Raw genomic sequence first — 22010 nt, 5'->3', positions numbered from 1 at the left:
GAAAGCTAAGACGAGTTCCCCATCCGGCGGCAGGACCCTCACCAGGCGACGCCGATGCCGTCGCCCGGGTACCAGTGCCGGGCCGGGGTCTCGCGGTAGGCGAGGAACCGCCGGCCGGTCCGTTCGGCGTGCTCGGCGAGGACGTTGGTGGCGGTGACGTTGTCGGTGAGCAGCATGGCGCCGGGGGCGAGCTTCGCCTCGACGGCCTCGAACTCGCTGCGCTCGTGCACCCGGCTGTGGTCGCTGTCGTGCAGGAAGAGGTCGATCGGCCGCTCCAGCGCGCGGATCGAGGCGACCGAGTCGCCGATGACGAGGTCGACCACGTCGGCCCACGGGGTGGCCCGGGCGAGGTAGCCGGCCTCCGGGTTGATGTCGAGGGAGGTGAGCCGGCCGGGGTGGCCCTCGGCGGCGTTGCGCAGCAGGGCGGCGGCCAGGACGCAACTGCCGAGGCCCTTGTCGACACCGGTCTCCACGACGTGGGCGGGCTTGCGGGCTCGGACGATGGCGTACCAGCCGATGCGGCGGGCGTAGCGGACCTGCCGGTCGGCCAGACCACGGCGGGACGCGGCGGCGGTGGCGGTCTCAATGTGCCCGCGCAGCTTGTCGTCGCCCTCGATCTCGGCGAACCAGCGGCGCACCTGCCCGACCGGGACGTCGCAGACCACGCTGACGAACCAGGCCAGGTGGTGCCGGCTGAGCTTGGTCAGCTCGTAGGTGTAGTTGTGGTGCTCCCGGGAGGTGAGCAGCCATCGCGCGGAGGTGCGCAGCACCCGGGCGTCGTGCCGGGCCACCCGGGCCAGGCGCTTGGGGAAGGCGGCGACCGGCGCCAGCCGGGTCCGGGCGATGGCCCGGCGGAGCTTCGTTGCATCCACCTGTGCGGTTGTACCAGGTCGGGGACACCGACGGCGAGAGAAGTTTCGATTCGCCGACCGGGTGGTCGGGGCTGACCGGCCGGACGAGGGTCCCCGCACCGAAAGGTGAGTCAGTAGCATCGCGACCATGTCAGATCGTCACCGGCTCGCCGACCCGCACACCCGCTTCCCCGCGTTCGAAGTGGAGCAGGGCGGAGCGGATGAGAACGTCACACCGCCTCGGCGGCGTCGCCGCGGGCGGCGTATCGCCCTGATCGTGCTGCTGGTGGTGGTCGTGCTCGCCGGCGGCGGCATGCTGGCCGGTGGCCTGTACTACCGTTCGGTCAACAACTCCATCGACCGGGTCGACGCCTTCACGGGGGTGCCCGAGGAGTCCCGGCCGCAGGTCGTGGCCAAGGGCGCCATGAACATCATGATCCTGGGCAGCGACTCCCGCGACCCGGAGAACAGCGGGGGTTCCCGGAGCGACACGATCATCCTGGCGCACCTGCCGAAGGACCGCTCGAGCGCGCAGCTCATCTCGATCCCGCGGGACACCTGGACGGCCGTCCCGAAGTCCGCGGAGGGCCGGGGCGGCCGGGACGCCAAGATCAACGCCGCCTACGCCTGGGGCGGCGTGCCGCTGATGGTGCAGACCGTGGAGAAGTTCACCGGCGTGCGCGTCGACCACGTCGCGATGGTCGACTTCGCCGGTTTCAAGGAGATCGTCGACGCCCTGGGTGGTGTCGAGATCAACGTGGAGAAGGGCTTCACCACGAAGTACTCCCTGAGCGGCAGCCGGACGTTCGCCACGGGTCCGCAGACCATGGACGGCGCCGCCGCGCTCGACTACGCGCGCGAGCGGCATGCCTTCGCCGACGGCGACTTCGCCCGGATCCGGCACCAGCAGCAGGTGATCAAGGCAATTCTGGACAAGGCGGCCTCCGGCGGCGTGCTGGCCAACCCCGGCAAGCTGAACTCGTTCGTGCGGGCGACGTCGAGCGCGGTGTCGGTGGACAAGTCGTTGTCCATCCTGGACCTGGCGATGGAGATGCGTGGCCTGCGGAGTGGCAACCTCGGCTTCTTCACCTGCCCGGTCAAGGGGACGGGCCGGGTCGGCACCGAGAGCGTCGTGTTCGCGAACACGGCGAAGGCCAAGACCCTCTTCGACGCGGTCCGCAGCGACTCGGTCCCCGACATCCTGGCTGCCGGAAAGTAGGACGTCGAACTACCGTGCCGGCTCTGGCGGCGCGGGTGACCCGCTCGTATCCTTCGATCGCCTCGGCGTTTCCCATCTGCGCAGGGGGCTTCACGGGGGAAGGAAACGACCATGTCACGCCCAACGGCGTTTGGTCATCCTGCTGCGTCCGCGCCGACACTCAACGGAGCGTCCCAGCAGCCGGTGACGACGCAGGATGACTCGCCGGGCGGTGCGGGGATCACCGTGGTGATCCCACCCGTCCGGTCGGCGAAGGAGCCGCCGGCCGTGGCGGAGACCCGCCCCGGTCTGGACACGACCACGGTGCTGCCGTATGCCGGCTCCCGGACGTCGAGGCGCACGCGCTGGCTCCGGGCCTGGATGATGACGGCGCCCATCGACGTCGTCGCACTGCTGGCCCCGCTGCTGCTGACCCATCACTACTGGCGCGGGACCCTGGTCAACGCCGGGCTCACGGTGGTCTTCTTCGCCGCGGGCGGGCTCTACCGGCCCCGCCGGCACATCAGCATCCTGGACGAACTGCCGATCCTCGGCGGGCGACTTCTCGCCTCCGGCGCGGTGGTGGCCATCATCGCGGCCGAGCGCCACGACTCGGTGCCGTACGTCAGTGGGTTCATGCAGGGCGTCGCGCTCTCCGCCGGCCTGGTGATCGTCGGTCGCGCGGTCAACCGCAAGTTCATGCTCGTCGCGCGTAAGCGGCGGTGGGTGGAGCACAACGCGATCATCATCGGTCGCGGTCCGGTCGGCGTCGAGCTCGCCCGGCTGCTCCGCCGCTACCCGCAGTACGGCCTCCGGTTCGTCGGCTGTGTCGACGCCCCGTCGCGGCAGCGCGTCGGGTCGGTTCCGCTGATCGGCACCCTCGACGACATCGAGAAGCTCACCACGATGCTGGAGTGCGAGGTCCTGGTCATCGCCGACCCGGACTGCTCGGAGTCCACCCTGATGGAGACCCTGCTCCAGCCAGCCAGCTCGCGCTGCGACCTCTGGGCGGTGCCCCGCCTCTGGGGCTCCCGGTCCCAGGGCGGATACCCCGACCACATCGGGGCCATCCCGATCGTCAAGATCGGGGACACCACGCTCACCGGTCCACGGTGGAAGATCAAGCGGGCGTCCGACGTGGTCTTCGCCGCGCTGGCGCTGATCGTGCTGAGCCCGGTGCTCCTGCTCTGCGCGATCGCGACGTTCCTCGACGGTGGCCGCGGCATCTTCTTCTACCAGGAGCGGATCGGCCGGTACGGCGAGCCGTTCAAGGTCATCAAGTTCCGCTCGATGCGGCCGGTCGACGAGCACGAGTCGCAGACGAACTGGTCCATCGCGAACGACCGGCGGGTCGGTCCGATCGGGCGGTTCATGCGCCGTACGTCGCTGGACGAACTCCCCCAGCTCTGGAACATCCTGCGCGGTGAGATGAGCGTGGTGGGGCCCCGGCCGGAGCGGCCGTACTTCGTCGAGAAGTTCTCGGTCGAATACCCCGACTACGCGATGCGGCACCGGGTCCCCGTCGGGCTCACCGGGCTCGCGCAGGTCAGCGGCCTGCGGGGCGACACCCCGATCTCCGACCGGGCGCGGTTCGACAACTACTACGTCGAGAACTGGTCGCTCTGGCTCGACATCAAGATCGTGCTGCGTACCGTCGCGGAGGTCTTCCGCGGTGGCGGGCGTTGAGCCCGGCCGGCCGCACGTAGCTACCCGACCCTCCTGTCGACCGTCCGCCGGTCGGCAGGGGGGTCGCCGCTAGCGGGCCTCGCCGGCCAGTGCCTCGGCCAGGCTCGACCGCCAGTCCGCCAGCGGCTGGAGCTTCGCGGCGGCCCAGCGATCGTGGGCCAGCACGCTGTAGCTCGGACGGGCCGCCGGCCGGGGGAAACGGTCGCTGGTCGTCGGCCGGATGCGCTCGGGGTCGAGGCCGCGCAGGACGAACACGGCGCGGGCCAGGTGGTACCAGGTGGTCTCGCCCGACGCGGTGCCGTGGTAGACGCCGGGGGCGGCATGGCCGGCCAGCGCCGCGTCGGACAACGCGACGAGCCGCTCCGCCAGCCGGTACGACCAGGTGGGTTGCCCCCGCTGGTCGTCCACCACGTCGAGCCGCTCGCGTTCCCCGGCGAGGCGCAGCATGGTTGCCACGAAGTTCGGGCCGTGTGCGCCGTAGAGCCAGGCGGTGCGCACCGTGTAGCCGCTCTCGGGAAGCAGCCGGGCCACGGCCAGTTCTCCGACGAGCTTGCTGCGCCCGTACGCGTTGACCGGCGAGGTCGGGGCGTCCTCCGGGTACGGCTCGGTGGCGTCGCCGCGGAAGACGTAGTCGGTGGAGACGTGGATCATGCGCGCGCCGCTCGCGGCGCAGGCGCCGGCCAGGTTCGCGACCGCGTCCCCGTTGACGGCGGTGGCCGCCTGCTCGTGGGCCTCGGCGCCGTCCACATCGGTCCAGGCGGCGGCGTTGATGACCACGTCGTGCCCGGCGACGGCGGCCCGCACCGCCTCCGGATCGGTGATGTCGAGGTCGGCGCGGGTGGTGGCGGTGACCGAGAGGTCCTCCCGGGATTCCAGGACGGCCAGCAGGTCCCGTCCCAGCATGCCGCCGGCGCCGGTGACGAGCAGCCGACTCATGCGGAGGCCGACTTCAGCGGCTCCCACCACGCCCGGTTCTCCCGGTACCACCGCACCGTCTGGGCCAGGCCGCGCTCGAGGTCGATGCTCGGGGCGTACCCCAGCTCGGCGCTGATCTTGCTGATGTCCAGCGAGTAGCGGCGGTCGTGGCCCTTGCGGTCGGTGACCGGCACGACCCGGTCCCATCCGGCGCCGCAGGCCTCCAGCAGCCGGGCGGTGAGCTCCTTGTTGGTCAGCTCGGTGCCGCCGCCGATGTTGTAGACCTCGCCGGCGCGGCCCTTCTCCTGGACCATCGCGATGCCCCGGCAGTGGTCGTGCACGTGCAGCCAGTCGCGGACGTTGCCGCCGTCGCCGTAGAGCGGGACGGTGCCACCGTCGAGCAGGTTGGTGACGAACAGCGGGACGACCTTCTCCGGGAACTGGTACGGCCCGTAGTTGTTGGAGCAACGGGTGACCACCACGTCCATGCCGTGGGTGCGGTGGTAGGCCAGCGCCAGCAGGTCCGAGCCGGCCTTGGACGCCGAGTACGGGGAGTTCGGCGACAGCGGCCAGGTCTCCGTCCAGGAGCCCTCGTCGATGGAGCCGTACACCTCGTCGGTGGAGACGTGCACGAACCGGTGCGTACCGTGCCGCAGCGCGGCGTCGAGCAGGGTCTGGGTGCCGAGCACGTTCGTGGTGACGAACGGGGCGGCACCGGCGATCGAGCGGTCCACATGAGATTCCGCCGCGAAATGGACGATCACGTCGTGACCGGCGACGACTTCGTCGACCAGCGCCGGGTCGCAGATGTCGCCCGGCACGAAGCGCAGACGGGGGTCCTCCCGTACCGGGGCGAGGTTGTTCAGGTTGCCCGAGTAGGTGAGCTTGTCCAGCACGGTCACCGCGGCGGGTTCGACGGCCGGCACCCCGGCAGCGTCGCCGCCGGGCATGCCCAGCAGCATCCGCACGTACTCCGACCCGATGAATCCGGCTCCGCCGGTGACGAGGATCCTCACGGGTCGGGGAGTCTACGCGAATGAGCAGGACAGCCGGGGGCGGCGACCGGGGCCTCGGGTCTACCCCGGTGCAGGTAGCCTGCGCGGGTGCGTGGAATCCTTCTCGCTGGTGGCACCGGCTCCCGGCTCTGGCCGGTCACCCGTGCGGTCTCCAAGCAACTCATGCCGGTGTTCGACAAGCCGATGGTCTACTACCCGCTCTCCACGCTCGTCATGGCCGGCGTGCGAGAGATCCTGATCATCACGACGCCGGAGGACCAGGACCAGTTCCAGCGGCTGCTCGGTGACGGCAGCCAGTGGGGCCTGCGGCTGGCGTACGTCACGCAGCCCCGTCCGGAGGGCATCGCACAGTCGTTCCTGCTGGGCGCGGACTTCATCGGCGACGAGTCGGTCGCGCTGATCCTCGGCGACAACATCTTCCACGGCGTCGGCCTCGGCCGGCAGCTCGCCGGCCACGGCGACCCGGTCGGTGGCCGGGTCTTCGCGTACCCGGTGGCGAACCCGGCGGAGTACGGCGTGGTCGACTTCGACGCGGCCGGGCGGGTGCTGTCGATCGAGGAGAAGCCGGCGCAGCCGAAGTCCCGCTACGCCGTACCCGGCCTCTACTTCTACGACAACCGGGTGGTGGACATCGCCCGCAAGCTCACCCCCAGCGCCCGGGGCGAGCTCGAGATCACGGCGGTCAACGAGACCTACCGCGAGTGGGGCGAGCTCTCCGTGACGGTGCTGGACCGGGGCACCGCCTGGCTGGACACCGGCACCTTCACCTCGATGATGCAGGCCGCCGAGTTCGTCCGGGTCATCGAGGAACGCCAGGGCATGAAGATCGGCTGCATCGAGGAGGTCGCCTGGCGGGCCGGCCTCGTCGATGACGAGCAGCTGCGCACGCTGGCCCATCCGCTGACCAAGAGCGGCTACGGCGGCTACCTGCTCGGCCTGCTCGCCGAGCAGGCGCACGGCGGGGACGACCGATGAAGATCCGACCCCTGAGCATCGAGGGGGCCTGGGAGATCACTCCGCAGCAGCACGGCGACCCTCGCGGCCTGTTCATGGAGTGGTACCGCTTCGACCGGCTCGCCGAGGCGGTCGGTCACCCGCTGCGGCTCGCCCAGGGCAACCTCTCGGTCTCTGCGCGGGGGGTGGTCCGCGGCATCCACTTCGCCGACGTCCCGCCCGGCCAGGCCAAGTACGTGACCTGCGTACGCGGAGCCGTGCTCGACATGATCGTGGACATCCGGGTCGGGTCGCCGACGTTCGGTCAGTGGGAGGCCGTCCGCCTCGACGAGGTCGACCGACGCGCCGTCTACCTCGGCGAAGGGTTGGGACACGGCTTCTGCGCCCTGACCGACGACGCGACGCTGAGCTACCTCTGTTCCGCCACCTACAACCCGACGGGCGAGCACACCGTGCACCCCCTCGACCCGCAGCTGGCGATCGACTGGCCGGTGGAGACGCCGCTGCTGTCGGCCCGGGACGAGGCCGCGCCGAGCCTGCATGAGGCCCGCGAGTCGGGCCTGCTGCCCGACTACGACGCCTGCCGGTCCTTCTCGGCCGGCATGAACACGCGCACGACACCCTGAGCCGGCGGGTACGAGCCTTCCGGCCCCGGAGTGGCCGGCCGCCTGCGCAGGGCCGCCCAGACGGTCTTCACGTCGGCGCTGACCGGTGTGCCGGCCTGGCTGTGACCACGGAGCACGGCGATGCCGAGTCCGATGGCGAGTCCGCCGAGTGCGCCGCTGGTCGCGTGCAGTGGCCAGGACACACGTTCGGGTCGTGCGGGGGCGGACGCGGCGTGGAGCACGGCGACCTGAGCCTTCAGGCCGAGCCCGGCGGGCGCCGCGTCCCGTTCCGCGATTCGCTGCAGTTCGGCGGCGAGCCCGTTGGCGATCGCCGCGGCGATCCCCCCGTCACGGTCCGCGACGGCGACGTCGATCGCCAGGGTGTTCACCGTCGATGAGGCGACGATGCGGTCGGCCAGCTGAGCGGGCGTGTAGGGCAGCTGGAGCGAGTTGATCACCGGGCGGGTCAGCCGGGGGGTGTTCATCATGCTCGCGTACGTCTTCACCCGCCGCTGCATCAGCTTGCCGGCGTCGGGACCCGGAACCTCCGGCTGGTCCTGTGCGCCGGGCTGTTCCTTCGCGAACGTGACCAGCATCTGCACCTCGGCCCGATAGGTCGGTTCCTGGCGTGCGGCCAGGAAGCCGGCCCCGACACCGCCCAGCAGTGCCAGCACCACCAGGACCGTCCACCGTCTTCCGATTGCGCCGAGATAGCGGGCGAGGTACATGCGGCTCCACCTCGAAAGGCCGGTTCAGAAGCGCCAGGCTACCTCCTTCGCCACCCCGGCCCGTCGGCCGGCCGCACTGGGGCGGTCAGGCGATTGCGGAGCGGAGCTTGATTCGGGTAGAAAGTGCCAGCGACGTGGAACTCGTCGTACCCGCAACACATCTGCCACATCTTTTGGGGGAAGACGAGTGGATGACGTGTCGCCGATCAACGCTGCGCCGTGCGCGGCCGTTGGTCGGGAACCCGCCCGGGGCACCGGGTGCTAGGTCTGGTACGACGGCTCGTCTCCCCCGAACGTCTCTATGTCGCCGCCCTCGGCCTGACCGGCCTCGCGGCGCTGGTGTCGGTGACCCTGCCGGCGGCGGAGCGCGGCGAACTCGCCGCGAACATGGTGAGCGCCACCATGGGGGCCGCCCTGGGCGGCTTCTCCATGGACACGTTCCTGCTGTCCCGTCCGGCCGGCTGGATCATGTCCCGGGGCCGGCACTGGGTCCTCGCCATCCTCATGGTGTCGCTGGGGCTCACCGCCCTGGCCGCGGCGCTGCTGACCACGGTGGCCGGTATCGGTAGCTACGCGGTGGCCATGGGTGCCGCCTGCGGTCTCACCGTCTTCAACACGGCTGGCTCCCTGGGCCTGCGGCTCAAGAAGTTCTGGTTCGTGTATTCCATGCGGGCCGCGGGCGGGGCCGTGCTGGTGGCGGGCTACGCGATCCTCTACCTGCGCGGGCAGCTCGACGGCGGCCTCTGGAGCATGCTGTGGCTCGTCGTGCAGGTCGCGGTCGCCGCCGTCCTGGGTGTGGCGGTCCTGACCTGGGCCGGACGGTTCCGGCCGATCCCGGCCGCGACCGCGGGTCGGCCCGAGTACCGGGCGGACCTCGTTGCCGTGGGGCGGCTGCACATCGGGGTCTGCGCTCAGATGCTGACGTACCGGTTGAGTCAGGTCCTGGTCGCCCGGTTCGCCGGAGCCGGGCCGCTCGGCGTCTACGCCCTGGCCGTGGCGGCCCTGGAGTTCGCGCAGTCCGGCGCGGTGGTCAGGTCCCAGCGGATCCTCGCCGAACGCGACCCCGACGCGATCCAGGACCACGGCCGGGAGGTCGTGAAGGGGGCGGTCCCCGTGGCCGCGCTGGCCGTTCTCGGGCTCGCCGGCCTGGGTGTGCTCGCGCCCGACTACCGCCATGCCTGGCTCTACGGCCTGCTCCTGCTGCCGGGGACGTTGGCTCTGTCCGCCGGCAAGACCTGGAGTGCCGCCCTGCTCAAGCGGAGCGGCGAGCAGGCGACGACCACCGTGGCCCTCATCACGATGTCCGTGTCGGTCGTGCTGTACTTTCTCCTCATCCCGTGGGCCGGCGCGTTCGGCGCCGCCCTGGCCTCGTCGGTCGCCTACGGCGTGTACGCGTTCCGGACGCGCCAGAGCCTGCAGCGGGGTTCGCATCTCCTCCTCAATCGGATGGCATAGCGGTGGACGTCTCAATCGTCGTTTTGACCTGGGAAGACTTCGAGCGCACGAACGGATGCGTCAGATCGCTGCCCGCCGGCGCCGAGGTCATCGTCGTGGACAACGGCAGCGCCGCCGACATCAGTTCGGCGCTGCGCGCGATGTGCGACGAGACCGGGGCCAGGTACGCCCGGTCGGACGTGAACCTCGGCTACGCCAAGGGCATGAACCTCGGCGTGCGGCACAGCACCCGGTCGCGCGTGATCCTGTCGAACAACGACATCGTCGTCCAGCCGGGCGCCATCGAGCGGTTGCTGGCGCCTCTCGACGACCCGGCCGTGGGCGCCACCTTCCCGAAGGTGCTCGACGCCACCGGCAAGGACCAGACCGCCGCGGGCCGGTTCCTGACGGTCGGCGCCGGCATGGCGCACGCCACCGGGCTGAGCCTGGTGTTCCCCGGGCTCCGGATCGTCTCCACGCCCGAGCAGGGTGACTGGCTCTCCGGGCCGTTCGTCGTGATCCGCCGGGAGACGCTCGACAAGATCGGCGGCGTCGACGAGTCGTCCTTCTTCTACTCCGAGGACCTGCGGCTGTGCTGGGCGGTCCGGCAGCTGGGCCTGCGCCTCGCCTACGTGCCGGAAGCCGTCGTGATGCACGAGGACGACGCGAGCGCCAAGCGCCGGTGGCCGGTGGAGGAGATCTCGCGCCGGCAGACCCGGGAGTTCATCCGGGCCAGCCGCGAACTCGCCGGTTGGCGCGGCACCATCGCCTGTTCCGCGTACACGCTCGGGGTGCTGCTGCGGGCGGCGGTGGGTGGCGGCGCCGCCCGGCGGGCGGTGGCCAGGGGTGCCCTCGAAGGATTGAGTGCGCGATGAGGATCCTGTTCGTCTGCACGACCGGGGGATCGGGCCGACGACAGCTCGGCGGCGCCGAGCGCTTCCTCATCGAGATGCTTCCGGCGCTGGCCCGGCAGGGCGTGGAGGTGGTCGCCGCCACGCCGGACGACGAGGTCGCGGCGTCGCTTCGTGAGTCGGGAATCCAGTGGCTTCCGCTCGGTGCGACGCGGCGGATCGATCTCGGTTACGCGCGGGAGATCCGGCGGATCGTTGACGAGTTGCGGCCGGACGTGGTGAGCGCCCACCTGCTGTCCGCGGCGATGCACGCGCGGGTGGGGCTGGGCGTGCAGGGCCGCCGCACCCCGCTGGTCGTGGCCCTGCACAACAGCCTGTGGCAGTACCGCGACGCGGCGGAGTCGCTGCGGGAGAAGGCGGCGGTGCAGGCCAACATCACCACCGACCTGATCTTCCGTCGGCTCCGGCCGCACGCGACCGTGGCGGTTTCCACCTTCGAGGGGGAAGAGCTGCAGGAACGCGGACACGTCCGCAATGTTCACGTCATCCCGAACCCACTTCCCGCGGTCTGGCCCGACGTGGACGACACCCCGAGTCTCGCGCCGACGGGTCCGGTCCGGGTCGGCTTCCTCGGGCGGCTGGAACGGGAAAAGGGCGCCGACCTGCTGTCGGACATCGCGGCCGGGCTGCCCGAGATCGAGTTCCTGATCGCCGGCGCCGGCGCCACGCCCATCGCGCCGCTCCCGAACATCAAGCTGGTCGGGCGGGTGGATGCGGCGTCCTTCCTGCAGAAGGTGAACTGCCTGCTCGTGCCGTCCCGGGTGGAGGCCTTCGGACGCAGCGCCCTGGAGGCGATGTCCCTCGGCGTTCCGGTCGTGCATTCCGGTGTCGGCGGGCTGACCGAGGTCACCCGGCGCGGCGCCGGCGTCCTGGCCTATCGGGCGGACATGACGGCAGACGCGATGGTGGCGGCCATCCGGGCGGCGACCCGGCCGGGCGCCTACGACGAGCAGCGCCGCGAGCTGGCGCGGGAGTACGCGACGCAGTACTCCTTCGCGAGCTGCGTGGAGCGTTGGCTCAGTCTCTACCGAGCAGTCGCCGATGACCCTCGCTGAACGGCGACTCTGGTCGGTCGGCATCCCCCTCGTTCTCGGTGTGCTCCTGCTCCTGGCGACGCAGGCGGTGGGGACCGCGGTCACGGTCGGACTGGCGGTGGGAGCGCTGTTGGCCGCTCGGTGCCGCATGTGGGCCCTGGCCGCGTGCACGGCCATCTGGAGCGCCGCCCTCCTCGCCGTGCGCGTGTTGCCCGGCCCCTACGACTCCTGGGCCGGCCGGACGGTGCTGCCGGTCCTCGCCGGATACGTCACCGTCTTCCTGATCATGTGGGCCGTCGGGAGACGGGTGATCAGCCGGCCGGCCGACCGGGCCAGACCGCCTCGGCCGGAGCTTTCCTGGCCGTCCGACCGGCGGCTTTTGACGTACCTCCTGGTGCTGCTCGGCGTGGCGGCCCTGACAGCGGCGATCCGGTTCCGGGGCGTCGTGCCACCGCTCCTCGCCGACAACCCGGACGCGGCACGGCAGGTGCTGCGGCAGCAGTCGAACATCGTCATCGGGCTGCTGTCCGAGGCGTGGACCCTGGGCATGGCCATCTCCCTGCTGCGTGCCCTGTCCGGCAGCCGGCACCGGGCGCTCGTCTACTACGTTCTCACCGGGGTCTTCACGGTCGGCGCGGCCCTCGGGGCGAGCAAGAATTCGGTGCTCGTCGGCATCGCACCCGCTCTCATCGCCGCCCTATCGGTGCGCCGCCCGCGGCGGCGTGCGTCGACGTCCTTCCCGACGACGGCGGTCGTGCTCCTCATCGGCGCCGTGGCTCTCGGCGCGGCGGTCTATCTCGGCGGGCAGCGCACCATGGCGGGCAGCGGCGCATTCGAGACCGAGTTCCGGTCGCGGTACGGCACCAACGCGGTGACCAGCAGCGCCGGCTCGCTCGACCTGTCGCTGAGTTCCTCCACGGAGACGTTCGGCCGGCTCTGGTCCCAGCGGGAGCACCTGGAGCCGACGTACGGCACCTATTCGCTGGCCTTCCTGGGGTCGCGCGTCGAACCGCTGGTCGGCAAGGCGGACCTGTACGGGGTGACGTCCCAACTCAGTCAGCCGTACCTGATGAACACCGCGACCTTCGTGGCCATCCCGCTGCTCGACTACGGTCCGATCGGAGCGGTGTTCTTCCTCGCCGCCCTGGGCCTGGCGGTCGGCGCGACCGAGCGGTGGTTCGAGTTCGCGGCGGCACCCGCCCAGCAGCTGGGGCGCGCGTTCATCGTCTACTTCGCCCTGTTCGGCATCTACGAGATGTATCCGCTGATCTATCCGACCTGGCTGAGCCTGGTGCCTGGGCTCTGGGCCCTGCACCGGCTGGGGAGAACCGCGAAGTGAACGAGACGGGCTTTACCGGGCTCACGGTCGTCACCGTGCTCTACCGGTCCGGTGACATGCTGACCGAGACGCTACCGACCTGGACACGCAGCGCGGGCGGGCTTCCGGTCCGGTTCATCTTCGCCGACAACTGGCCGGAGGACGGCTGCGAGAAGGTCATCGCCGGCTGCCTGGCCGACGACCGGTACGTGTACCTGCCCGACTCGTCGAACCCGGGCTTCGCGGCCGGCTGCAACCGGGCCGTCGCGGCCGCGACGACGAGTCACGTCCTGCTGCTGAATCCGGACGTCTGGCTGCCCGAGGACGCGCTGGCCCGGATCTGCGCCGCCGTGGCGGAGGAACCCGGCACGCCCGTCGCGGTCGGCCTGGCCATGCACGGCGGCGAGTACGTGGGCATCGACGTGAACCCGATCTCGCTGTTCATCGACCGGTCGGCGACGGCGTCACGGGCGCCCCTCGGTCCATCGGGCGGCGCGGCGGTCTTCTCCACCGCGCTGTACCGCAGGTTCGGTGGCTTCTACGAGCACCTGTTCGCCTGGGGTGAGGACGCCGACCTCGCCTTCCGGCTCTACGCCTCGGGCCTGCGTACCCGAGGGCTGGATCTCGTGCTCCCGCACGCCGGCGGTCACAGCGTCGAGGGCGACGACAAACTCCAGGGCTTCCGAGCCTTCCTCCTGGCCCGCAACCGGCTCCTGGTCGCGGCTCGGACCTTCACCTGGCCGCTGATGCTCGTGGCGCTGCCGATCCTCGCGCTGGCGCACGTCGCGCTGGCCGCCCGACGGGTACGGCAGGGCCTGCTGCGACCGTTCCTGCGGGGCGTGGGACGCGGCCTGGCGGAGGCGCCGGCCGCCCGCCGGCAGTGGAAGGGCAAGCGGTTCGGCTTCGCTTCCCTGTTCAGCTACCTGACAGTTCGGAGAGCCTGATGGCAGGACACCGCTGGAGTGTCGTAACGGTCACCTACAACTCGGCGGACACGCTCCGCAAGTGCTGGCGGGGTGCGACCAAGCCGTACGAGTGGATCGTGGTGGACAACTGCTCGGCCGACGACTCGGTCGCGGTCGCGGAGGAGTTGGGCGCCCGGGTGATCCGGCTGCCGGAGAACGTCGGCTTCTCGAAGGCCAACAACATCGGGGTACGCCAGGCGGCGGGTGAGTACGTCCTGTTCGCCAACCCGGACCTCGAGGTCGGCTCGGACGGCCTCGACGTGCTGGCGCGGCACCTCGACGCGTACGGCGGCCTGGTCGCTCCGCAACTCCTCTCCTCGGACGGGGTCCCACAGGCGAACGGACGTGGTTTCCCCTACGCCACCGCCAAACTGGGCAACCGGAAGGTCTGGCCCCTGTCCCGCCTGCACGCCTCCTACCGGGTGGTGGCGCAACCCGGCCAGGCGATCTACGTGGCCTGGGTCATGGGCGCGGCGGTCGCCGGTCGCACCGCGGAGGTCGTCGAGCTGGGTGGGTGGAACGAGCGGTTCTTCCTCTACTACGAGGACCACGAGTTCGGGTTGCGCGCGTGGCGTCACGGCCTTCCCGTCGTGCTGCTGGGCGACGTCCGGTGGACCCACCACTGGGCCCGCGCGACGAACTCCTTCCACTGGTCCCCGGCGCACAACTTCGAGTTGCAGAGCGCGAAGACGTTCTTCGGCATGTTCCCCGAGTTCCTGGTCGGGCTGCCGCCGGCCGCCCGGCGGCACCGGCAGGCCGCGCGCCTGATCGGGTCGTCGGTAGATACGACGTCGACCGCTGCCACCACCTGAACCGAAAGAAGGTGCGCCGCTGGAGGGCCGGTGCTTGCGGTCACGCTGAGAGCGGGATGCCACCATCCGTGCAAGCTCCGACGTCGAGGCCAGTGAGCCGCGCCACCAGGGAAACCCACGGCAGCTGTGCGACTGGTCGTGCTTGCCACGAGCGGAGGAACAGCTGATGACTCCGCGTCGTATCCGTTGGACGAGCTACAGTGGCCAGCCCGTCCACCCGATCCGCGCGCACCGGGCCGGCCGCTACCCGGCCTGCGCCAGATGCTCACAGGGGAGGCGGAGACTCCATCGAGAGGGACTGAGGGAAAGGACAGCCTCTGAGTTGCCGTCAGCACAATGCTGCTCGGCCGCGGTCAGATTCTGCTGCCACGTCGAGCCCTCGAGTCGAAGCAGCCCGAGGGTGGAATGCCACTGATGGTTGATGCCGAGCAGAATTATCATCGCCACCCCGGCCCGCACCGCCGCCAGCAGGTACCGCTGGCTAGGTCTGGGCGACCGAGCCAGCCCGACGAGAACGGCAGAGAACAGGAACAAGCACGGCACGATGCTGTAGCGCTGCCCCAGTAGGACGACGGAGGGCTGGTCGATGCGAAGCAGGTCGGACCAGTTCATGTAGAGCTGCGCCCCGATGAACGCGGCGGCAAGACACAGGCTCGTAATCGCCAAGAACCGCTGAGCCGGAGTGCCAGAGCGGATCCGCCACACGGCGATTGCCAGAGCGACGATGGTCGCCAGCACGGCTGGCCAGGAATAGAAGTTCGAATTCAGTTCGAGGGCCTTCGGGTACAGGTCGGAGGCCATTTCCGGACCGGTGAACATCACCAATGGCACGCGTGCCGCGGCAGCCACCGTTCCCTGCATCAGGTCGAAGGGTTGGCGGGGTCGTGTCGAGGTCGACGCCAGCAACGGCACGATCTGCATCGCCGTGCCGAGGATGAAGGCGAACGCTGGGACCCGATCACGCCGCTGCGGCAGGGCGAGGCGTGCGGCGGCCAGCGGAACGAGCAGCAATCCCAATGGGCTCGTTGTGGCCGCGAGCAGGAGCGCAAGTGCAGCGAGCCCGTTCTGCCACCGGGTAGTTGGCCGCCAGAGCAGGGCCCAGAAGGCGCCGAAGATCACGAACCAGTGGAGATTGGTGAGGTTGTTCAGCCCCTCACTGTTCCCGGAGGGAAGCAATACGATTGCCGCGGCGAGCACCGACCGCAGCGTCCGGGACGGGAAGTGTCCGGCGGCCGCGGTGAAAACCAGCAACGCCACCGCCGCCCGCATCACCGCTGCGGCGACCGCAACCCCTGCGGCCCACCAGCCGATCGGCAACTGGGTAACCACCTCGGCGGAGAGTCGCGGAAGCATGTGCAGATAACCGGCGTACGGCTCGAAGATCACCAACGGGAAAGGTTTCGTCGCCGCCCCACCGAGGAACTCCCGGCCATCCTCCGCCCACACATGCGTCAGGTGGGTCTGGCCCTGAGGGATCACCAACTGATACGTCACGGCCAGGAGAAACGCCGCGAAATAGCCGAATACCGCCAGTCGACTGATCGCCTGCGGTCGGACTGCGCGAGGAAAGACGTTGTCCGCCAACCATCGTTGCCAGACCACCCCGCGCGAACCGCGTTGCCACTCTGGCTTCAGGGTAGACATGGAGGAGAGGGGTGACGTGAGAGACGAGGCGTCCTCGCGGGCAGGAGCCTGGCTCTCTTCCACAGCGGTCACGACACTGCCTCCTCTGAGCTCCCGCGACGGAACGGAAGTATGGCATCCTCGGTTTCGGGCTGGATCAGCCTCCCAGACAGGCGCACCTCGGCCGGTCCGCGTCGCCGCGCCACTGTCATGCCTTGGTCCACGGCGTACGGGCCGCGAGCTTGTGCTGATAGCGTCTCGCCGTGTCCGAGACACGCCCGCTGCCGGCTCCTTCCCCACCCGCGGCACCCGCTCCGACGGTGCCCTGGGCCGGTTCAGCACCAAGATCCGGGGCGCTCGCGCCGGCTGCCTGGGGCTGGCTGACCAGGTCTCCCTATTGGCCGGTCGCCGGCCTGATCATCGCGTTCGGCGCGGCGTTACGGATCCGCCAGTGGGCGTTCGGACGCAGCTTCTGGAGCGATGAGCTTTATGTGGCGCACAACCTGCGCGAGCGAGGCTATCTCGACCTGCTGAAGCCCCTCGCGTTCAGCCAGTCGGCGCCGCCCGGCTGGCTATGGCTCGAGCGGCTGTCGCTCGAGCACTTCGGTGCTACGGAACGACCACTTCGGCTCGTACCGCTGCTTTTCGGGCTGGCGTTGCTGCCGCTGGTGGCCTACCTCGGGCGGCGGCTCATGCCGCCGATGGCGGGGCTCGCGGCGCTGCTGCTCGTCGCGGTCGCGCCGTTCCTCGTCGCCTACTCGAACGAGCTCAAGCAGTACAGCGCCGAGACATTTTGCGTAACGTTGCTCGTCGGGATGGCCCTCCTGCTGATTCGTGATGCGCCGACCTGGCGCAGCGGGGTCGTGTTCTGGCTCGTGTCGCTGGTCGCGTCGGCGCTGAGCATGCTAGCCATCCCGGTCGCCGGCACCCTCGGGCTGTTGATCGGAGTGCGCGCGCTGACCCGCCCAGAATCTCCATGGGCGCAGCGGTGGCGAGAGTTGGGGCGGTTCGTCGCGCCCGTGCCGGCCTGGGCCGTCTCCATGCTGGCGATGTACGTCTTCATCCTGGCGCCGGGGCTGGACGATCCTCACCTAAAGGCCTACTGGCTGGGCAAGTCGATCTACCCGAACCAGCCGCTGACCGATGTGCCGGCCACCCTCGACTGGATCGCCGCAACGTATCGAAGCCTGGCCAGGGCACCGTTCGTGAGCTGGTCTGCCTGGGTCGTCGTGCCGTTGCTCATCATCGGCGCGGTGCTGTGTCGGCACCGCGTGCATACCCTCGCCGTGTTCATTCTGCTCACCCCGTTGGCGGTCGGACTGGGCAGCGCGGCTGTCTCGGTCTATCCCCTCACCGGCCGGCTGGCGCTCTACGTGGTGCCTGCCTGTTTGATGCTGGCAAGTTTCGCAATCGCGCCTCCTAATGCCCGGCACGCAGTTCTCTGTCGGCTCCGCTGGGCGGCGGGGCTGGTGCTGATTGTCGCGCTCGCGGTGCCGCAACTGGCCATGGACGTGCTGGCCACCATGCGTCCGCAGCATGCCTTCCCCCAAGGTGGGGGTGCCAATGTGGCCGACTACCGGACCGCGCTGCGCTACCTGAGCGCCGAGCGGCGTCCCGGCGACGTCGTCCTCGCAACCGGGGTATCGTGGAATGCGCAGTCCTACTATGGCCCGCCGGCGGACGGCTACGTGGTCGCGGCCGGGCCCGGCGGCTGCCCGAAGAAGCCCCTGTCAGCTCTGCTCGCAGGACGGTCTCGGGTCTGGCTCTTCCAAGCCACCAGCTGGGCCGAGACCGAGAACCGGGACCTCATCGTCCGGCTGGGAAGTGGTGGCGCAGCGGTCGCGGAGCGCACCTTCAGCGGAGCCCGCGTGGTGCGATTGGACTTGACCGGCACGGCCGCCGTCGGGCGCGACGTCTGCCTGGTGCCCCCGCCCAACGGGGCGGGGGTCCGCTAGCTGTTGCGGTGCCAGAGGTCACGCAGCGCGTCCCAGTTGCCGCCGAGCCCCGCCGCACACGGAGTCTCGAGATAGAGCGCCGCCATGCTGTTGTCACGGCCCCACCAGATTCCGCATACCGGGCGTCCGTCCTGGCCGTTGCCGGCGTACTCGACGTAGCTGCCAGGCACCTTGCTGACTCCGCCGGTGGTCTGCGTCGCCTCCCGCATACCTGGGGCGAGAGCGCGGCCGATGATGCCCATCCGCTGACGGTAGGCGCGCGCGGCTTCCTTCTTCTCGGCCGAATCGTAGAGCGCGAAATGCACAGCCACACCCCGGTACCGGCAGTAGGTGTGCCGTTTCTCGCCCTCCGGCAGTTTGGGGCCGCCGACCTCGGTGTCAGTCGCGCACCCGCCCATTCGGGATAGCCAGGGCTCGGCGAGTGGCATGAGGTCACCGTCGAACTTCGCCTTGCTCAACGAGTCCTGAGTCGCGTCGTACAGCGGCGGTGAGGCGCTGGCCGACGGAGTCCCCGGCTCGGTGCCGCCGCCGAGCGCCTTGCCGGCGAGGAGCCCGGCCCCGCCGGCAAGCACCGCGGCCATGACGACACCGCCGATCCACAGGCCGGTCCGGTTGTTCGACGGCCGCGCGACCGGGGCGATCCGTGGACCGCCGGACGAGTCGAGCGGGTCCGGGGCGGCGGGCGCCACGGGGGCGGCCACCCGCTGCACCGGCACGCCGGGCGACACGGGCGCTCCCGATGACACCGGCACACCCGAGATCGGCTGGGTCGCCATCGCCCAGGGCTGGGGAGCCCACGGCAGTTGAGGCGGGGCGGAGACGGGGGCGGCGACCGGCGGCGGTGGGAGCATCTCGGCGGTCGGCGTGCGCTGGTAGTCCATCCCGAGGCTCTGGAACAGTCGCGCGGCCGCTCCCTCCTCTTCGGACGGGTACGCCACCCACGGCTGGGCGACGGTGAAGTCGGCGTTGACGAAGCGGTGACCCCCGGGCGTCTGCGCCAGCACGTTCGCCGCGTTGCTGAACGCCTCCCGCCACCGCTGGTCGCCGGCCGCGGCGCCCTCGAGCACGGCCACGGTCACCGGCCGATCCTGCCCGTCGAGAGCCGCCCAGGCCCTGCCGACCTGGCATTCACCCAGTACCTCGGTGAACCTGTACGGACCTTCCGGCTGCATGCCCCACTCCTCTGCTCACCCGCCGTGCGGATAGTACAGAGAGCACGCCCGTAGGTCCGCCCGCCGGTCCGCGGAATGGACTGACGTGGGATCGGCGTGCGCGGGACGCCGCCGCTGCTCACAGTGGTCCGATCCCCCGCGGAGCCGGGCACGACCCCGGCCCGGGTGGCGCCGATCACGCCGGACCCTGCCAGAACCGTCCGACCGCCCCGTGCCGTTCTGACCGGGCGGTGGCGCCCGGCCGCCGATCGGCCCATCCCGGGCATCGCGTCACCACCTTGCGCTCTGAAAGTTTTCATGCATAGAGTCAACCCGTGAATGAAAGCGGTGCGGCACCCACCGACCGCCTGCTCGACCTCTTCCACGGCGTCCGGCTCACCCCGACGCAGCGCCGCATCGCGCACTGCCTGGTCCAGCAGGCGGGCGCGGCAGCGTACCTGTCCGCGGCGGAGGTGGCCGAGCTGGCCGGGGTCAGCCAGCCGTCGGTGACCCGGTTCGCCATGGCACTCGGGCACGACGGCTACCCCGCGCTGCGCCGCCGCCTACGCGAGCTGACCGCAACCGGCACGGCCGACCCGGCCGAGGCCGGCAACGCCCTCCAGCGGGCGGTGCACGCCGAGATGGGCAACCTCGACCGGCTCGCCGGGCAACTCGCCGACGCCGGCCGGATCGCCGAGGTGGGCAAGCTGCTCGCGGCCAGCCGCCCGCTGCCGGTGCTCGGGCTGCGCGCCGCCGCGCCCCTCGCGGCGTACTTCGCGTACTTCGCCGCCAAGGTGCACCCGGACGTGCGGGTCCTCGACGACGGCGGCAGCCTCCTGGCCGACCGGCTCGAACAGGCCGCCGCGGCCGGGGCGGGCGCGCTGCTCGCCTTCGTGCTGCCCCGCTATCCCCGGGAGACCCTGGACGCGCTGCGCGAGGCCCGGGACGCCGGGCTGACCGTCGTGGCCATCACCGACTCCCCGGTGAGCCCGGCCATCGACCACGCCGAGGTGGTGCTCCCCGCCGCCGTCGGCACCGACCTGGTCTTCGACCTGCACACCGCCCCCATGACCCTGGCCATGGTGGTGCTCCAGGCGATCTGCGACGCCACCCCCACCGAGACCCAGGCCCGGCTCGAGGCGTTCGAGTCGTCCGCCACCCGTCGTCAGTTGTTCCTCGGCTGAGAGGAGTACGGAGATGCACCAGCCCGTCCGCGCCGCCCGCGGCACCGCACGCACCGCCAAGGGGTGGCCCCAGGAGGCCGCGCTGCGGATGCTGATGAACAACCTCGACCCGGAGGTGGCCGAGCGCCCCGAAGACCTGGTGGTCTACGGCGGCACCGGCAAGGCGGCCCGGGACTGGCCGTCGTACCACGCGCTGGTCCGGACGCTGACCGAGCTGCGCGACGACGAGACCATGCTGGTGCAGTCCGGTCGCCCGGTCGGCGTGATGCGCACCCACGAGTGGGCGCCCCGGGTGCTGCTGGCCAACTCGAACCTGGTCGGCGACTGGGCGACCTGGCCGGAGTTCCGCCGCCTCGAGGCGCTCGGCCTGACCATGTACGGGCAGATGACCGCCGGCTCCTGGATCTACATCGGTACCCAGGGCATCCTCCAGGGCACCTACGAGACGTTCTCGGCGGTGGCCGAGAAGCGGTTCGGGGGCAGCCTGGCCGGCACGCTGACGCTGACCGCGGGCTGCGGCGGGATGGGCGGGGCGCAGCCGCTGGCGGTCACCATGAACGGTGGCGCCTGCCTGATCGTCGACGTGGACCGCAGCCGGCTGGAGCGCCGGGCGCACGACCGCTACCTGGACGAGATCGCCGACTCGCTGGACGACGCGGTCGAGCGCGCGCTCGCCGCGAAGCGGGACCGCCGGGCGCTCAGCGTCGGGGTGGTCGGCAACGCCGCCACGGTCTTCCCGGAGCTGCTGCGCCGGGGCGTCGCCATCGACATCGTCACCGACCAGACCAGCGCGCACGACCCGCTGTCGTACCTGCCGGAGGGGGTGGAGCTGGCCGACGCCCGGGACTACGCGGCGACGAAGCCGGCCGAGTTCACCGATCGGGCCCGGGCCTCGATGGCGAAGCACGTCGAGGCGATGGTCGGCTTCCTCGACGCCGGCGCCGAGGTATTCGACTACGGCAACTCGATCCGGGGCGAGGCGAAGCTCGGCGGCTACGAGCGGGCCTTCGACTTCCCCGGTTTCGTGCCGGCGTACATCCGGCCGCTGTTCTGCGAGGGCAAGGGCCCGTTCCGCTGGGCCGCGCTCTCCGGCGACCCGAAGGACATCGCCGCCACCGACCGGGCCATCCTCGACCTGTTCCCGGAGAACGAGTCCCTGGCCCGGTGGATCCGGATGGCCGGGGAGCGGGTCGCCTTCCAGGGCCTGCCGGCCCGGATCTGCTGGCTCGGCTACGGCGAGCGGGACAAGGCCGGGGTGCGGTTCAACGAGATGGTCGCCTCGGGCGAGCTGAGCGCGCCCGTGGTGATCGGCCGGGACCACCTGGACTGCGGCAGCGTGGCCAGCCCCTACCGGGAGACCGAGGCGATGGCTGACGGCTCCGACGCGATCGCCGACTGGCCGCTGCTGAACGCGCTGGTCAACACCGCCAGCGGGGCGTCCTGGGTGTCGATCCACCACGGTGGCGGGGTCGGCATCGGCCGGTCCATCCACGCCGGGCAGGTCTGCGTGGCCGACGGCAGCGCGCTCGCCGGGCAGAAGATCGAGCGGGTGCTCACCAACGACCCGGCCATGGGCGTCATCCGGCACGTCGACGCCGGCTACGACGACGCGCGCGAGGTCGCCGAGCGCACCGGCGTCCGGGTGCCGATGGCCGAGGGCACGGCGTGAG

Annotated in this window: 19 protein-coding genes; 13 read left to right on the top strand and 6 right to left on the bottom strand. The window is 70.9% G+C overall.

Going from position 1 to position 22010, the window contains the following annotated elements:
* Positions 1 to 38: 38 nt before the first annotated feature.
* Positions 39 to 872: an O-methyltransferase gene (locus AC0OLQ_RS07440; RefSeq protein ID WP_357344598.1), complete on the bottom strand. Its 834-nt coding sequence runs from the start codon at positions 870 to 872 to the stop codon at positions 39 to 41.
* Between the two features lie 127 nt (positions 873 to 999).
* Between AC0OLQ_RS07440 and AC0OLQ_RS07435 the strand changes: the two genes are divergently transcribed.
* Together AC0OLQ_RS07435 and AC0OLQ_RS07430 are read left to right on the top strand one after the other, a co-directional pair.
* Positions 1000 to 2070 carry an LCP family protein gene (locus AC0OLQ_RS07435; protein WP_357344595.1) on the top strand — a complete coding sequence of 357 codons (1071 nt, stop codon included), beginning with the start codon at positions 1000 to 1002 and terminating at the stop codon, positions 2068 to 2070.
* A gap of 360 nt (positions 2071 to 2430) precedes the next feature.
* A complete protein-coding gene (locus AC0OLQ_RS07430) occupies positions 2431 to 3735 on the top strand; it encodes a sugar transferase (RefSeq protein ID WP_484532295.1) in 1305 nt (434 codons plus the stop codon).
* 69 nt (positions 3736 to 3804) lie between these two features.
* Here AC0OLQ_RS07430 and rfbD read toward each other — a convergent pair whose 3' ends face one another.
* Positions 3805 to 4671 (bottom strand): dTDP-4-dehydrorhamnose reductase, encoded by an 867-nt coding sequence (gene rfbD / locus AC0OLQ_RS07425; RefSeq protein WP_484530744.1) that lies wholly within the window; start codon positions 4669 to 4671, stop codon positions 3805 to 3807.
* Positions 4668 to 5666 carry a dTDP-glucose 4,6-dehydratase gene (gene rfbB, locus AC0OLQ_RS07420; RefSeq protein ID WP_484530743.1) on the bottom strand — a complete coding sequence of 333 codons (999 nt, stop codon included), beginning with the start codon at positions 5664 to 5666 and terminating at the stop codon, positions 4668 to 4670. The genes rfbD and rfbB overlap by 4 nt, the downstream gene beginning before the upstream one ends.
* A gap of 87 nt (positions 5667 to 5753) precedes the next feature.
* Between rfbB and rfbA the strand changes: the two genes are divergently transcribed.
* Positions 5754 to 6641, top strand: coding sequence for a glucose-1-phosphate thymidylyltransferase RfbA (gene rfbA, locus AC0OLQ_RS07415; RefSeq protein ID WP_357344590.1), 888 nt, complete (start codon positions 5754 to 5756; stop codon positions 6639 to 6641).
* A complete protein-coding gene (gene rfbC / locus AC0OLQ_RS07410) occupies positions 6638 to 7246 on the top strand; it encodes a dTDP-4-dehydrorhamnose 3,5-epimerase (protein ID WP_484530742.1) in 609 nt (202 codons plus the stop codon). The genes rfbA and rfbC overlap by 4 nt, the downstream gene beginning before the upstream one ends.
* Here rfbC and AC0OLQ_RS07405 read toward each other — a convergent pair.
* Positions 7192 to 7953 (bottom strand): YveK family protein, encoded by a 762-nt coding sequence (locus AC0OLQ_RS07405; RefSeq protein WP_484530741.1) that lies wholly within the window; start codon positions 7951 to 7953, stop codon positions 7192 to 7194. The genes rfbC and AC0OLQ_RS07405 overlap by 55 nt on opposite strands.
* Positions 7954 to 8211: 258 nt before the next feature.
* Here AC0OLQ_RS07405 and AC0OLQ_RS07400 point away from each other — a divergent pair, with 258 nt between their 5' ends.
* Genes AC0OLQ_RS07400 through AC0OLQ_RS07375 form a run of 6 tightly spaced genes read left to right on the top strand, consistent with a single transcriptional unit; the run spans position 8212 to position 14427 of the window.
* Positions 8212 to 9408, top strand: a complete 1197-nt coding sequence (locus AC0OLQ_RS07400; protein ID WP_484530740.1) for a polysaccharide biosynthesis protein — start codon at positions 8212 to 8214, stop codon at positions 9406 to 9408.
* A gap of 2 nt (positions 9409 to 9410) precedes the next feature.
* Positions 9411 to 10262, top strand: a complete 852-nt coding sequence (locus tag AC0OLQ_RS07395; RefSeq protein ID WP_484530739.1) for a glycosyltransferase — start codon at positions 9411 to 9413, stop codon at positions 10260 to 10262.
* Positions 10259 to 11353: a glycosyltransferase family 4 protein gene (locus tag AC0OLQ_RS07390; protein WP_484530738.1), complete on the top strand. Its 1095-nt coding sequence runs from the start codon at positions 10259 to 10261 to the stop codon at positions 11351 to 11353. Before AC0OLQ_RS07395 ends, AC0OLQ_RS07390 begins: the two co-directional genes overlap by 4 nt.
* Positions 11340 to 12671, top strand: coding sequence for a hypothetical protein (locus tag AC0OLQ_RS07385; RefSeq protein WP_484530737.1), 1332 nt, complete (start codon positions 11340 to 11342; stop codon positions 12669 to 12671). Before AC0OLQ_RS07390 ends, AC0OLQ_RS07385 begins: the two co-directional genes overlap by 14 nt.
* The gene (locus AC0OLQ_RS07380; RefSeq protein WP_484530736.1) at positions 12668 to 13594 is read left to right on the top strand and encodes a glycosyltransferase family 2 protein; all 927 of its coding nucleotides are present in this window, start codon (positions 12668 to 12670) and stop codon (positions 13592 to 13594) included. The genes AC0OLQ_RS07385 and AC0OLQ_RS07380 overlap by 4 nt, the downstream gene beginning before the upstream one ends.
* Positions 13594 to 14427: a glycosyltransferase family 2 protein gene (locus tag AC0OLQ_RS07375; protein ID WP_484530735.1), complete on the top strand. Its 834-nt coding sequence runs from the start codon at positions 13594 to 13596 to the stop codon at positions 14425 to 14427. Before AC0OLQ_RS07380 ends, AC0OLQ_RS07375 begins: the two co-directional genes overlap by 1 nt.
* Positions 14428 to 14670: 243 nt before the next feature.
* On the opposite strand, the gene AC0OLQ_RS07370 is transcribed toward AC0OLQ_RS07375, so the two are convergent.
* Positions 14671 to 16143, bottom strand: coding sequence for a hypothetical protein (locus tag AC0OLQ_RS07370; protein WP_484530734.1), 1473 nt, complete (start codon positions 16141 to 16143; stop codon positions 14671 to 14673).
* Positions 16144 to 16313: 170 nt separating this feature from the next.
* Here AC0OLQ_RS07370 and AC0OLQ_RS07365 point away from each other — a divergent pair, with 170 nt between their 5' ends.
* Positions 16314 to 18005, top strand: a complete 1692-nt coding sequence (locus tag AC0OLQ_RS07365; RefSeq protein ID WP_484530733.1) for a glycosyltransferase family 39 protein — start codon at positions 16314 to 16316, stop codon at positions 18003 to 18005.
* Here AC0OLQ_RS07365 and AC0OLQ_RS07360 read toward each other — a convergent pair.
* Positions 18002 to 19177: a hypothetical protein gene (locus AC0OLQ_RS07360; RefSeq protein WP_484530732.1), complete on the bottom strand. Its 1176-nt coding sequence runs from the start codon at positions 19175 to 19177 to the stop codon at positions 18002 to 18004. The genes AC0OLQ_RS07365 and AC0OLQ_RS07360 overlap by 4 nt on opposite strands.
* A gap of 314 nt (positions 19178 to 19491) precedes the next feature.
* On the opposite strand from AC0OLQ_RS07360, the gene AC0OLQ_RS07355 reads away from it, so the two are divergent.
* Complete coding sequence (locus AC0OLQ_RS07355; protein ID WP_484530731.1) at positions 19492 to 20340, top strand: MurR/RpiR family transcriptional regulator; 849 nt, start codon at positions 19492 to 19494, stop codon at positions 20338 to 20340.
* 13 nt (positions 20341 to 20353) lie between these two features.
* On the top strand, positions 20354 to 22009 hold the full coding sequence (hutU, locus tag AC0OLQ_RS07350) for a urocanate hydratase (RefSeq protein ID WP_484530730.1): 1656 nt from the start codon (positions 20354 to 20356) through the stop codon (positions 22007 to 22009).
* Position 22010 lies beyond the last annotated feature (1 nt).

The organism is Micromonospora sp. Utrum1 (assembly GCF_057197805.1).
The sequence above is the reverse complement of the archived record's forward strand: the minus strand, read 5'-3'. Positions and strand labels throughout refer to the sequence as shown.

Bases quoted from the DNA above. Each gene is read 5' to 3' on its own strand.
- AC0OLQ_RS07435 (WP_357344595.1), top strand. From the start codon at position 1,000: ATGTCAGATCGTCACCGGCTCGCCGACCCGCACACCCGCTTCCCCGCG.
- AC0OLQ_RS07430 (WP_484532295.1), top strand. From the start codon at position 2,431: ATGATGACGGCGCCCATCGACGTCGTCGCACTGCTGGCCCCGCTGCTG.
- rfbD (WP_484530744.1), bottom strand. From the start codon at position 4,671: ATGAGTCGGCTGCTCGTCACCGGCGCCGGCGGCATGCTGGGACGGGAC.
- rfbC (WP_484530742.1), top strand. From the start codon at position 6,638: ATGAAGATCCGACCCCTGAGCATCGAGGGGGCCTGGGAGATCACTCCG.
- AC0OLQ_RS07405 (WP_484530741.1), bottom strand. From the start codon at position 7,953: ATGTACCTCGCCCGCTATCTCGGCGCAATCGGAAGACGGTGGACGGTC.
- AC0OLQ_RS07390 (WP_484530738.1), top strand. From the start codon at position 10,259: ATGAGGATCCTGTTCGTCTGCACGACCGGGGGATCGGGCCGACGACAG.
- AC0OLQ_RS07385 (WP_484530737.1), top strand. From the start codon at position 11,340: ATGACCCTCGCTGAACGGCGACTCTGGTCGGTCGGCATCCCCCTCGTT.
- AC0OLQ_RS07375 (WP_484530735.1), top strand. From the start codon at position 13,594: ATGGCAGGACACCGCTGGAGTGTCGTAACGGTCACCTACAACTCGGCG.
- AC0OLQ_RS07360 (WP_484530732.1), bottom strand. From the start codon at position 19,177: ATGCAGCCGGAAGGTCCGTACAGGTTCACCGAGGTACTGGGTGAATGC.
- hutU (WP_484530730.1), top strand. From the start codon at position 20,354: ATGCACCAGCCCGTCCGCGCCGCCCGCGGCACCGCACGCACCGCCAAG.